Consider the following 13065-nt stretch of genomic DNA (forward strand, 5'->3'; position numbering starts at 1 on the left):
CGTATGCAGTCGCGGCACCGGTTGTCCGGCAGGGGACTCCGCAGCCGTCGGGCGTTACCTGGCCGCGTTCTCGCCGGCTGCCGCTTCCTGCACCGCCCCATCACGCGACGGCGGGGCGGGTGCCCGGATCGCTCCGGCACCCGCCCCGCCGCGACCCCTCCCCGGGTCCGAGCCGCCTGCACTCAGGTCAGGATCAGCACACCGCCCAGTGCCAGCGCCGCGACGAAGACCGTCTGGATCGTGGCGAGGACGAACGGCTTGTGCCCCACCTTCTTCATCGTCGCCACGCGCACCCCGGTGCCCAGCGCGAACATCGCGGCCGTGAGCAGCGCCGTCTCCACGGTCTTGCCCACCGAGAGCACCCCGTCGGGCAGGATCCCCGTCGAGCTGATCGCCACGAACACGATGAACATCACGACGAACAGCGGCACCAGCGGCGGGCGCTTCACCGCGGCGGGATCGCTGACGGTCTCCGCATCGGTGCCCCCGGCGGCAAGGCGCACCTTGTCGGCCCGGCGGCGCATGAGCCCGATGGCGGTGAGGACTGGGGCCAGCATGAGCACGCGCCCCAGCTTGACCACTACAGCGATGGCCAGCGCGCCGCCGCCGATCGCCCCGCCGGCGGCCACCACCTGGGCGACCTCGTGGATCGAGGCGCCCGCCCACATGCCGCCCTGCTCGTCGGTGATCCCGATAAGGTCGGTGAGCAGCGGGATCACCAGGATCATGAGCGTGCCGAAGATGACGACGAGCGCGATGGCGGTGATCGTCTCCTCCTCCTCGGCATCGACCACGCCGTCGGCCGCGGCCACCGCTGCCGCGCCGCAGATCGAGAAGCCGCACGCGATCAGCAGGCGCTGTGTCCAGGTGAGCCCCATCAGCTTGCCCACCCACATGCCGAACACGATGCCCAGGCCGACGACCGCCACGATGAGGCCGATGACGCCCCAGCCGAGGTCGAGGATGTCCCCGACCACCAGCTGCAGCCCCAGCAGTGCGACGCCGACGCGCAGCAGCCTCTTGGCCGAGAACGTCAGCCCGGGCTCGATGCGCTGCGGCAGCGGGACGATGTTGGCGATCAATGCACCGAGCACGATGGCGATGAGCAGGGGACTGACCGTCGGGGTGAACTGGCCGATCAGCATCGACAGCCCCGTGCACACCGCCACGAAGGCGAGCCCGGGCAGCGCATCCCGACCCCACGACGCGAAGCGCTGCGACACAGGCGGCTTCGCCCTCGCCGGACCGGAGGGCACGGTCGCGGCGCCGGTTCGGGGGCGACGCGGCTCGTCGGCCTCGGTATCCACATCTGTTTGGGTCATGCCACCACAGTGCTGCCATTCCGCCCCCGCCAGTAGCCCCCAAACCCGGATGGGCCCATGCCTCTACGGCATGACCGAGAGCCGAGGCATACGATCGACGCATGACGTTGGAGTGGCCCGACCTCACGGTTCTCGAGCTTCTCGTGGGCATCGACGACCTCGGAAGCCTCGGCGCCTCCGCGCGCCGCGTGGGGATGGCCCAGCCCAACGCGACCCGCCGGGTCCGCAGGCTCGAGACGCAGCTGGGGCTGCCCCTGCTGGACCGCAACCCGCGCGGTTCCCGCCTCACCCCGCAGGGCACGGTGGTCGCGCACTGGGCCCGGGAGCTTCTCGCGGACGCCGAGAGGCTGCTCGACGCCGCGTCCGCGCTGCGCGGCGAGCGCGAGTCCGAACTGAAAATCGGCGCGTCGATGACGGTCGCCGAGCACCTGGTGCCGTCGTGGCTGGGGGCCTTCCGCGAGCAGCACGCCGAGGTGCACGTCCACCTGCGCGTGCAGAACTCCACCGAGGTGGCGGAGGCGGTCCTTGCCGGCGAGCACGACGTGGGGTTCATCGAGTCCCCGCACGTGGCCAGGGGGCTGCATTCCGCCGTGGTCGGTCAGGACCGGCTCACCGTGATCGTGCACAAGGGCCATCCCTGGGCGCGGCTGCGCCGCCCCCTCACCGTCACCGAGCTCGCGGCGGCACCGCTGGTGGTGCGCGAGACCGGCTCCGGGACGCGCACCACGCTGGACATCGCCCTCGCGGACTACCAGCGCCCGTCCCCGCTTCTGGAGCTGGGGAGCAGCGCGGCCGTGCGCACGAGCGTTCTGGCGGGCGTGGGCCCCGCGGTCCTGTCGACGCTGGCCACCGCGCCGTGGATCGCGAGCGGCGCGCTGCACGAGGTCCAGGTGCAGGACCTGGACCTGCGCAGGACGCTGCGTGCCGTGTGGCGTTCGCCGCGCACGCTCGGCGGGCCGGCCGGCGACCTGGTCAACCTGGCCCGGCGATCGCGGCTGCCGCAGTACTCGCCGGAACACTGACCGCCGGCGGAGCCCCTACTCCGACGGCGGGCGCTCCAGCCACCGCAGGAACTGGTCGGCGACGATCACCGCGTTGGAGGCGCCGTCGGTGGACGCCACGTACACCGCGAAGGCCAGGTCGCCCTTGATGCCGATGAGCCAGCTGGGCGGGTTGGGCTTCGTGCTGACCACCTGCCCCGTCAGCGCGTCGAGCCCCTCGTGACGCTTCAGCGAGGACAAGGCGCCCGTCTGCACCGACTCGCGCATCATGGCGCGGTACTTGTCGCGCAGCTCGCCGGGCAGCGCCGGCGGGTCGCCCTGCGGGTCCCCCGCGTCGCCGGCGAACAGCACCGGATGCGGGAGCGCGCCCACCGAGATGGTCGAGGCGGCCACCGCCATGCCGTAGGTGGTGGCGGTGACGCCGTCGTCGCCCGCGCTGCCGGTGCTCACGTCGAGCCCGGGCACCGGTACGTCGACGCCGATGCCGAGCTGGCGCGCCGCCTTCGCGACGGCGTCCTTGTCACCGGGGTCCACCCCCGCCGCGTCCAGGAACGCCTGGAAGATCACGCCCGGCTCGTCGGCCTGGTCGAGCGCGACGATGCCCTTCTCCTGCTGCGCCTGGTTGTTCTGCGCCACGGCCACCAGTTGCCCGGTGGACGGCCGGAACGCCACCATCGCCGCCGGCTGGGCCACCCCCACGACGCCGTTGCGCGCGGCGATCTGCACGTGCGGGTCCACCGACGTGGCCAGATCGGGCGGCGGGGGCCCCTGCTCCCCGGCGACCCGGTGCCGGGTGCCGTCCGGGTCGTTGATGGTGATCTCCCACCCGGCGGTGGCGTCGCGGCTGGCCTGCCACCGCTCGGCGATCGCCGACGTGACCGGCGAGGTGGCGAGCCTGTTGACCAGCACCAGCTGCGGTTCCTCCGCCACCGCCACGCCCGGGATCGCGTCCAGGGTGCCCTTGAGCACCGCGTAATCGCCGTCGCGCAGGGCCACCACGTCCACCGGCTTGCCCTGCGCGTCCGCGAGCTTGGCCGTCAGCGAGGTTTCGGTGACCAGCGGCGCCACCGGGGCGAGCGCCGCGGCGAGCCTGCGGGAGGTCTCCGCCGGGTCGCGCACCTTCGCCGGGTCCAGGCGCACCTCGTGCACCTTCTGTTCCTGCATGTACGGCTTGCCCGCGGCGTCGAGCACCGTGGGCGCCGCGGCATCGGTGCGGTTCAGGTGCACCGACTGCCCCACGCCCAGATTGGGGACCATCAGGCCCGGCGACCACACGATCCGCCAGCCGATCGACAGCTGGGTGAGCTGGCCGTCTGTGGTGTACCGCCAGGTGCGTCCGTCGCCGAAGTCCCACTTGGCCTCGAGGCTGACGTTCCCGGACCGGCCGCCGGTGGTCGCCACCTGCTCGATCGAATAGTCGATGTCCTTGGCCGGAAGGTCGGTGAGCATCTGCTCGATCACCGGACGCGCGGCCGCCGGATTGTCGGTGAGGTTGGCGGCCGACGCCGCATTGCGGCTGTTCATCGACGCCGTGAACTGCCGGACGATGTTCTCCGCCGATGACGGGGTGTCCGCACACGCGACGAGGCCCGCGACCAGCGCGGCCGTCACCGCCAATACCGCCAGCGTGCGGCGCGTGCGCCCCCGGGTCTTCACCGTCGATGTCCTCCTCACATCACGATTGTCCTATGCCGATGCCCCCGCACAGGCGCAGGGTGCCCGGGCGGATCGCGGAACCGCGTCGCCACCTGCAGTTTCCTCCGAATGACGGCGTGGCGCGGCGCGTTTTCCGGTATGCGCGCCGGATCAGCCCCCGAAGGTGGCGTCCAGCGCCTGGCGGACGTCGTCGAGCAGGTCCTCCGTGTCCTCGATGCCGGCGGAGAACCGCAGGTGGCCGTACCTTCTGAACTCCTCCGGGTACGGCGCCACCCGCGGGCCGTCGCCGGAGACGTGCACGATCAGCGACTCGTCGTGGCCCAGCGACACCGCCGAGGTGACGATGCGCAGGTTGGCGACGAAGCGGTTCTGCGCAGCGGAGTCGCCGTCGACTGCGAAGGCAAGCATCCCCCCGTATCCGCCGCGCATCTGCCGCGCCGCCAGCGCGTGCTGCGGGTGCGACTCCAGCCCCGGGTAGTAGACGTAGGCGACGCGCTCGTCCGACTCCAGCAGTTCGGCGATCGCCTGCGCGTTGGCGCAGTGCTGCCGCATGCGCAGCGGCAGCGTGGTCGCGCCGCGCCCGATCAGCCACGCGTTGAACGGGCTGATCACGCCGCCCACGTCGACCATCGCGTCCGCCTTGATCGGCTCGATCAGCGCTCGCGACCCCAGCACCGCGCCGCCCATCGCGTCGCCGTGCCCGTTGATGTACTTGGTGAGCGAGTGCACCGCGAAGTCCGCGCCCAGCTCCAGCGGGCGGAGCAGCAGCGGCGTGGCGAACGTCGAATCCACCGAGACCAGCGCGCCGGCGGCGTGCGCGATGGACGACACCGCCGCGATGTCGGTGATCTTCGTGGTGGGGTTGGCCGGCGTCTCCAGGTGCACGAGCCGCGTGTTCGGGCGCATCGCCGCGCGCACCGCCTCCGGGTCCGACGCGTCGACGAAGTCCGCCTCGATGCCGTACTTGCGCGGCAGCAGGTCGGAGAACAGCCGGAAGATCGCCTCGTAGCTGACGTCGGCCACCACCACGTGGTCGCCGGCCTGCAGGTGGGCGAAGAAGATGCCGTGCAGCGCGGCGACCCCGCTGGCCAGCACGACGGCGTCCTCCGCACCCTCGAGCGCCGCCAGCTTGCGTTGCAGCGCCAGCTGATTGACGCCGCTGTTGCGGGTGTAGAACGGCACCTCGGTGTTCGACCAGCTCATCTGCGACGGGTCGTACGGGAGGGCGTAGGAGTTGGCGAGCACCAGCGGGGTACGCACCGCACCCGTGCCCTGGTCGATCTCGTTGCCCACGTGCACCGCCGTGGTCATCGGACCCATCACGTCGGGTGCGGGTGCGGGACCGGAAGCGGAGGAGTCATCGGCGTTCACGCTCCCAATCTATGCCGGGGCGGGCGGCGGCCCCCGCGCCCCGGGGGCGCACGCACCGTGTCGGACGTCCGTCCCGGCGCCTCCGCCGCACCGGAGGAAGGCCCGCGATGTGTCATCGATTACAGTCGCCGAATCACTACCCACGAGTACGCCGCCACATACCCGTCGGTAGCTTTTCCCATACCTGCCGGTAACAATTCCATTACCCATTGGTAGCGGAATCCCGAACCCTTCGGACGCTGCCGGAACGGCAGTTCACAGGCATTCTTCCCACCGTCCACGACGCCCTCCTGACACCGAAATCCGGGGCGTTGCGCAGGCCAATGCGCATTAGGACGCTGATATGACACGCGCCACCGGAATGTGCATTATTGGTGTGGTCTCCCGCGTCGGCGACCCGGCCGGGCCGAATCCCGGCGCCCGGGGAGGCCGGCGCGCGAACCCGCCACGGGAACCCCGCCCCGGGCACCCGGCGGGCGCCGATCCGCCGTCCACCACGGGCGGATCGCCGACAATGGGGTTGCGGACCGCTGCGCGGACCACGGGGAACGGCCGCCGGCCTCCGCAGACGACTCTGCGGAGCGCGGCGGCACGGGCGGGGAGCGACACGGAACGGGCAGAGCGCGCGCCCGCCATGCGGGACCAGGACACGGCGACGACGAGAGCGATGGTTCAGATGACGATGTTCAAGCGGATTGCGGTAGTGAACCGAGGCGAGTCTGCAGTGCGCCTCATCCGCGCCGTGCGCGAGCTCAACGCCGAGCACGGTTACGGCATCCAGTCGATCGCGATGCACACCGACGCCGAACGGCGCGCGATGTTCGTCCGCCAGGCCGACGACGCCGTCTGCATCCGCCCCACCGGGCCGGGCAACGCCTACCTGGACCACGAGGCACTGGCGGACGCGCTGCGGCGCAGCGGGGCCGACGCGGTCTGGGTGGGCTGGGGCTTCGTCGCCGAGGACCCCGCCTTCGCCGACATGATCCGGCGGATGGGCATCACGTTCATCGGCCCGTCGCCGGAGGCGATGAAGCTCCTCGGCGACAAGGTCGAGGCCAAGCTGCTGGCGGAGAAGGTCGGCGTGCCGGTCGCCCCGTGGAGCGGCGGACCCGTCGAGACCCGCGCCGACGCCCGCCGCCACGCCCAGGCCATCGGCTACCCGCTGATCATCAAGTCGCGCAGCGGCGGCGGCGGCCGCGGCATCCGAAAGGTCTACGCCGAGGACGAGCTGGAGCTGGCCCTCGAGCGCACCCAGGGCGAGGCCGAGCGGTCCTTCGGCGACCCGGTCGTGTTCATCGAACGCCTGGTCACCGACGCCCGCCACGTCGAGGTGCAGATCATCGCCGACAAGCACGGCAACGTGTGGGCCCCGGGCGTGCGCGACTGCTCCATCCAGCGCCGCAACCAGAAGGTCATCGAAGAGTCGAGCTCGGTCCTCATGACCGAGGAGCAGAAGGACCACCTGCGCACGGTGTCCGCCGACCTCGTCCACGCCGCCGGCTACCACGGCGCGGCCACCGTCGAGTATCTCTACCAGCCCAGCCAGCAGATCTTCACGTTCCTCGAGGTGAACACCCGCCTGCAGGTGGAACACCCCATCACCGAGATCACGACCGGCATCGACCTGGTCAAGCTGCAGATCCTCACCGCCGCCGGCGAGAAGCTCGAGGGCGACTGCCCGCCCGAGTTCGGGCACGGCGTCGAGGCCCGCCTCAACGCCGAGGACGCGGAGAACGGCTTCGCCCCGGCCCCCGGCACGGTCAAGCTGTGCAAGTTCCCGCTGGGATCCGGCCTGCGCGTGGACACCGGCATCGCGCAGGGCGATGTCATCCCGCCCGACTACGACTCGATGGTCGCCAAGATCATCGCCTGGGGGCGCGACCGCGACGAGGCCCTGGCCCGCCTGCGCACCGCGCTGCGCGAGACCACGGTGGTCCTCGACGGCGGCACCACCACCAAGTCGTTCCTGCTCGCACTGCTGGACGAGCCCGACCTCATCAGCGGCGCGGCCGACACCGGCTGGCTGGACAAGACCGGCGCCGGCGTGGGCGGCGCCCCCGGCGAGACCGCCGAGGTGGCGCTGCTGGCCGCGGCCGCGCACGCCTACGACGTCGAGGAGTCCGTCGAGCGCACCAACTTCCTGTCGTCCGCCCGTGGCGGCCGCCCCCGCGCCTCGCACACCATCGGGCGCACCGTGGAACTCAGCTACCTCGGCCAGGCCTACAAGCTCACGGTGGGCCAGATCAGCCCCCGCAGCTACCTGATCGAGGGCGACTTCGGCGAGGTCGAGGTGGGCGTGGACCGGCTGGGGCTCTACGAGTCGCGCCTCACCGTGCACGGCCGGCGGCACCAGGTCGTCACCGTCGCCGGGCCCGCGCAGTACCTGGTGGAGGTCGACGGCGTCAGCCATCAGATCAGCCAGGACGAGGCCGGCGTGGTCCGCGCGCCCGCGCCCGCCGTCGTGGTGGCCGTGCCCGTGGCGGTCGGCGACCAGGTCGAGGCGGGCGACCAGCTCGTCGTCCTCGAGGCCATGAAGATGGAGACGGCCGTGCGCGCGCCCATCGCCGGCCGGGTCAGCGAGGTCGTCGCCACCGTCAACTCGCAGGTGGATGCCGGCGCCGCCCTGATCCGCGTCGAGCCGGAGGGCGAGGAGGGCGCTGCGACGGCCGCGGCCCCGCGCATCGAGTTCACCCCGTCGACCGCCAGCACCGACGCGGGGCAGGACCCGCGCGAACGCGCGCTGCACCTCATCGAGGTAATGGCCTCGATGATCACCGGATACGACGTGCCGGGCGAACGCGCGCAGGCGTTGCTCGACGAGTACCAGCAGCTGCGCTCGGGCCTGGCGGACGACTCCGCCATCGTCGACGCCGAGCTGAACCTGCTCACGACGTTCGCCGACGTGTGCGAGCTCTCCCGCAACCGGCCCACCTACGAGGAGGAGTCCGGCGACGAGTCCGTCCACAGCCCGCGCGAACACTTCCACGCGTTCCTCTACTCGCTCGACTCCGAGCGCGAGGGCCTGCCGCCGTCGTTCCAGGAGAACCTGGCCCGCGCGCTGCGCCACTACGGGGTGACCCCCAAGGAGGTGGAGAGCGACGCGTCCGACCGCCAGGGCCAGACCCTCGAAGAGGCCGTCTACCGCGTGTTCCTCTCGCAGCAGCGCACCGAGAACCAGATCCCGGTGGTCGCGGCGCTGCTCGAGCGCTGGCTCAGCGACGCCGCGGGATCCGCCCGCCCGGCCGACGCCGGCACCACGCACGACGCCGACCCGCTCGCCCTGGCCGACGCGGACGCCGCCGCGACCCCGCCCGAGCAGCTCGCCGAGGTGCTCGACCGCCTCATCGTCGCCACCCAGCTGCGCTACCCCGTGATCGGCGACGCGGCGCGCAACCTGCGGTTCCGGCTCTACGACCAGCCGCGCATCGCGCAGACCCGGCAGGACTCGTTCGACCGCATCCGCGGCGTGCTCGCGCGGCTCGCGGAGAACCCGCGCGCCACCGACTACACCCGCCGCATCGCGCGCCTGATCTCCACGCCCGAGCCGCTCACCGACCTGCTCGCCGCCCACGTCGCGCGCGACGCCGCCGAGGCCGGCCCGCTGCTCGACGTCATCACCCGGCGCTACTACGACATCCGCGACCTGACCGGGGTGGAGCTCACCAGCCGGGGCGGCCACCACTTCGTCACCGGCTCCTACACGCTGCAGGGCGACACCCTGCGGCTGGTGTCCGCGCTCGGCTCGCACGATTCGATCTCGGAGCTGCTCGACGAGGTCGACGGGATCACCGCCGGCGTGTACGCGGGCGGCGCGGACGGCGAGCGCACGCGGACCCTCGTCACCGACCTGTACATCACCTGGCCGGAGACCATCACCGACCCGGACGCCGTGGGCGAGGAACTCCGCACGCTGCTCGCGGGCCGGGAGACCACCGGCGACGGTCGGCGCGTCACCTTCACGGTGTGCTCCGACACGGGCCCCAACCACCAGTTCACCTTCCGCCCCGACGCAGACGGCGCCCCGCAGGAGGAGGTCGTCATCCGCGACCTGCACCCGCTCACCGCGCAGCGCCTGGACCTGTGGCGGCTGAAGAACTTCGTGGGCACCCGCATGCCCGCGGCCCCGGGCACGTACCTGTACCACCTGGAGGGCCGCGAGAACCCCAGCGACGAGCGGCTGATCGCACTCGCCGAGGTCCGCGACGCCACGCCCGAGTTCGACGCCGCCGGCGAGGTCGTCGGCATGCCGGAGATCGAGCGCACGCTCACCGCCTGCCTGGACGGCATCCGCCGGGCCCAGGGCGCACGGGCCGGCAAGCGCCGCCTCGACGCCAACCGCGTGGTCCTCTACATCTGGCCCACCATCACGCTGGCCCCCGACCGCATCGAGCAGATCGCCCGCAACATCGCGCCCATCACCCAGGGCGCGGGCATCGAGCAGATCATCCTCATGGCATCGATCAGCGACGCCGCCGAACCGGGCCAGGGCGGCGCGGGGCAGGCCGGGACGCGCGACGTCGCCGTGCGCTTCTCCTACCGCTCCGGCGCGGGCGTGGTCATGTCCATCACCGAGCCTCCCGCCCGGCCGATGCAGCCGGTCTCCGCCTACACCCAGAAGGTGCAGCGCTCACGCGCACGCGGCACGGTGTACCCGTACGAGCTGATCCCGCTGCTCACCGGCCCCGACGGCACCTTCGTCGAGCACGACCTGGCCGACGACGGCACGCTCACGCTGGCGCCGGTGGACCGCCCGTACGGCGAGAACAAGGCCGGCATCATCACCGGCGTCGTCACCATCCCCACCGAGCGGTACCCCGAGGGCGTCAAGCGCGTCGCCCTGTTCGGCGACCCCACCCGGGCCCTCGGCACCGTCGCGGAGGCCGAGTGCTCCCGCGTGGTCGCCGCGCTGACCCTCGCCGAGGAGCTCGGCGCGCCCGTCGAATGGTTCACGCTGTCCTCCGGCGCCACCATCGCCATGGACTCGGGCACCGAAAACATGGACTGGGTCTCCCGTGCGCTGCGCAAGATCATCACCTTCACGCAGAACGGCGGCGAGATCAACGTCGTCGTCGCCGGCATCAACGTGGGCGCCCAGCCGTACTGGAACGCCGAGGCGACGATGCTCATGCACACCAAGGGCATCCTGGTGATGACGCCGGACAGTGCCATGGTGCTCACCGGCAAGCAGTCGCTGGACTACTCCGGCGGCGTGTCCGCCGAGGACAACTTCGGCATCGGCGGCTACGACCGCGTGATGGGCCCCAACGGCCAGGCCCAGTACTGGGCGCCCAACCTCAGCGCCGCATGCGAGGTGCTCGTCGCCCACTACGAGCACTCCTACGTGGCGCCGGGCGAACGGTTCCCCCGGCGCGCCGTCAGCACCGACCCCGTGGACCGCGACGTGCGCAGCTACCCGCACGTGCACCCGGGCAGCGACTTCACGACGGTCGGCGAGATCTTCTCCGCCGAGAAGAACCTCGAGCGCAAGAAGCCGTTCGACATCCGCACCGTCATGCGCGCAGTCGTCGACCAGGACCACGCGCCGCTCGAGCGCTGGGCGGACATGAAGGACGCCGACACGTCCGTCGTGTTCGACGCGCACCTCGACGGCAACCCGGTGAGCGTGATCGGCATCGAATCGCGGGCCATCCCCCGCAAGGGCTGGTTTCCCGCCGACGGGCCCGACACGTGGACCGCCGGCACCCTGTTCCCCGCGTCCTCGTGGAAGACCGCTCGCGCCATCAACGCGGCGTCGGGCGTGCGGCCGATCGTCGTGCTGGCCAACCTGTCCGGCTTCGACGGCTCGCCCGAGTCGCTGCGCAACCTGCAGCTGCAGTACGGCGCCGAGATCGGCCGGGCCATCGTCAACTTCGACGGGCCCATCGTGTTCTGCGTGGTCTCCCGGTACCACGGCGGCGCGTTCGTCGTGTTCTCCGGAGCGCTCAACGACAACATGGAGGTGCTCGCCGTCGAGGGCTCCTACGCGTCGGTGCTCGGCGGCGCGCCCGCCGCGGCCGTCGTGTTCACCCGCGAGGTCAACAAGCGCACCAAGGCCGACGAGACCGTGCGCCGGCTGGAGGCCGAGCTGGCCGCGGCGACCACCGAGGCCGAGCAGGCGCGGGTCGGCGTCGAGCTGTCCGCCGCCTGGACGGAGGTGCGCTCCGCCAAGCTCGGCGAGGTGGCCTCCGAGTTCGAGGCCGTGCACAACATCGAGCGCGCCCGCGAGGTGGGCTCGGTGCACACCATCGTCAGCGCCGAGCAGCTGCGGCCCCAGCTGATCGCGGCCGTGGAGCGCGGCATGAAGCGGGCCTCCGAGTAGGCCGCAGACGCACCACCGGGCCCGGCGCACTTCGCGCCGGGCCCGGTCGCCGTTCCGCCGGTTCCCCGCGCCCGCCCCCGCGCCTGCCCCCGCGCCTGCCCCCGCGCCTGCCCCCGCGCCTGCCCCCGCGCCTGCCCCCGCGCCGCGCGCCGATCATCCTCCTGCGCGCGCATTCTCTCGGCGTGTCGTGGCAACCGGCGCGCGGCGCGACAATCGGCGCGCGGCGGCAGGACATTCGCACCGAAGTGGACCGGCTCACAGGAATTTCACAGGCTCCCCACAGCGACCTGCCAACCGCGGTTCGTAACGTCCTTTCCGGGCGCCCGCCCAGGACCCGACCGTGCCCTGCGTCGCCCGCCGAAGGAGGAACACGTGCCCACGCCGTTGACGCCGGACAACCACCACCGCGGGGTGGACCCCCGCTCCGATTCGCCGGGCGCGCGGTTCACCCGGCGGCGCGCGCTCGGACTGGGCGGCCTGCTCGGCGCGACGGGACTGCTCGCCGCGTGCGGATCGCAGGCGGCGGGCACCGCCGAGGCCACCGCGGCCACACCGACAGGGGCTGTCACGGGATCGGTCGGCGAGCAGCTGACGGCGATGCTCGACTCCGCGCCGCAGTGCGTGATGACCGCCGAGGAGACGCAGGGGCCGTACTGGTTCGACGTCGACTCGATCCGCAGCGACATCCGGGAGGACCGCACCGGGCTGCCGATGGAGCTCGCGCTGCGGGTGCAGAATCTCGCCCAGTGCACCGCCGATCCGGCGTCCGGCGCGGTCGCGAACGCGGTGGTGGAGGTGTGGCACTGCGACGCGGTGGGCGTGTACTCGGGCTTCGCGAGCGGGCCGGCAGCCGGCGGTCCGCCGCCCGGCGCTCAACAGGGACCGCCACAGGGTGCCGGGACGCCCCCGCAGGGCGCCCCGCCTGCGGGCGGCCCACCGCCGGACGGCGCCGCTCAGCCGGGCGGTTCCGGCGAGCTCTCCGACGGCGGATACAGCGTCGGCGACCCCGAATCCACGCCGTCCGACGACGCCACCTTCCTGCGCGGCGCCCAGGTCACCGGCGCGGACGGGGTCGTCCGGTTCACCTCGATCTTCCCCGGTTGGTACCGCGGGCGTGCGGTGCACGTGCACATCAAGGTGCACATCGATAAGAAGACGGTGCTGACCACGCAACTGTTCTTCGACGACGCGCTTACCGACGCGGTCTACCAGGACACCGCGCCGTACGACCGCCGAGGGGAGCGCGACACGCGGAACGACTCCGACTCGATCTACGACCCCACCGGCCTGTCGGTGAGCAGGCCGGCCGACGGCTCCATGCTGACGGCGCTCAACCTCGGCATCGACGCCTGAGCCGCCGGCCTGCGGCTGCGCGCCGTCCGTGCGCGATCCGGCG

The 13065-nt window shown here is 72.2% G+C and carries 6 protein-coding genes; 3 read left to right on the forward strand and 3 right to left on the reverse strand.

Annotated features, from left to right (window positions below; translation table 11 throughout):
- Nucleotides 1-182 precede the first annotated feature (182 nt).
- Nucleotides 183-1322: a YeiH family protein gene (locus tag FO059_RS15890; protein ID WP_143909937.1), complete on the reverse strand. Its 1140-nt coding sequence runs from the start codon at nucleotides 1320-1322 to the stop codon at nucleotides 183-185.
- A gap of 101 nt (nucleotides 1323-1423) precedes the next feature.
- Between FO059_RS15890 and FO059_RS15895 the strand changes: the two genes are divergently transcribed.
- Nucleotides 1424-2344 carry a LysR family transcriptional regulator gene (locus FO059_RS15895; protein WP_143909938.1) on the forward strand — a complete coding sequence of 307 codons (921 nt, stop codon included), beginning with the start codon at nucleotides 1424-1426 and terminating at the stop codon, nucleotides 2342-2344.
- A gap of 15 nt (nucleotides 2345-2359) precedes the next feature.
- Here the strand turns inward: FO059_RS15895 and FO059_RS15900 are convergent, their stop codons facing one another.
- Together FO059_RS15900 and FO059_RS15905 are read right to left on the reverse strand one after the other, a co-directional pair.
- Complete coding sequence (locus tag FO059_RS15900) at nucleotides 2360-3997, reverse strand: NTF2-like N-terminal transpeptidase domain-containing protein (RefSeq protein WP_143909939.1); 1638 nt, start codon at nucleotides 3995-3997, stop codon at nucleotides 2360-2362.
- Between the two features lie 132 nt (nucleotides 3998-4129).
- A complete protein-coding gene (locus FO059_RS15905; protein ID WP_143910832.1) occupies nucleotides 4130-5299 on the reverse strand; it encodes a trans-sulfuration enzyme family protein in 1170 nt (389 codons plus the stop codon).
- 733 nt (nucleotides 5300-6032) lie between these two features.
- Between FO059_RS15905 and FO059_RS15910 the strand changes: the two genes are divergently transcribed.
- The gene (locus FO059_RS15910) at nucleotides 6033-11669 is read left to right on the forward strand and encodes an ATP-binding protein (RefSeq protein ID WP_143910833.1); all 5637 of its coding nucleotides are present in this window, start codon (nucleotides 6033-6035) and stop codon (nucleotides 11667-11669) included.
- Between the two features lie 411 nt (nucleotides 11670-12080).
- The gene (locus FO059_RS15920; RefSeq protein WP_143910834.1) at nucleotides 12081-13022 is read left to right on the forward strand and encodes a peptidase associated/transthyretin-like domain-containing protein; all 942 of its coding nucleotides are present in this window, start codon (nucleotides 12081-12083) and stop codon (nucleotides 13020-13022) included.
- Nucleotides 13023-13065 lie beyond the last annotated feature (43 nt).

The sequence above is a fragment of the Tomitella fengzijianii genome, from assembly GCF_007559025.1.
Classification (GTDB): Bacteria; Actinomycetota; Actinomycetes; order Mycobacteriales; family Mycobacteriaceae; genus Tomitella; species Tomitella fengzijianii.

Excerpts from the sequence above, each read along its gene's own strand:
- FO059_RS15895 (WP_143909938.1), top strand. The coding sequence starts at position 1,424 with ATGACGTTGGAGTGGCCCGACCTCACGGTTCTCGAGCTTCTCGTGGGC.
- FO059_RS15910 (WP_143910833.1), top strand. The coding sequence starts at position 6,033 with ATGTTCAAGCGGATTGCGGTAGTGAACCGAGGCGAGTCTGCAGTGCGC.
- FO059_RS15905 (WP_143910832.1), bottom strand. The coding sequence starts at position 5,299 with ATGGGTCCGATGACCACGGCGGTGCACGTGGGCAACGAGATCGACCAG.
- FO059_RS15890 (WP_143909937.1), bottom strand. The coding sequence starts at position 1,322 with ATGACCCAAACAGATGTGGATACCGAGGCCGACGAGCCGCGTCGCCCC.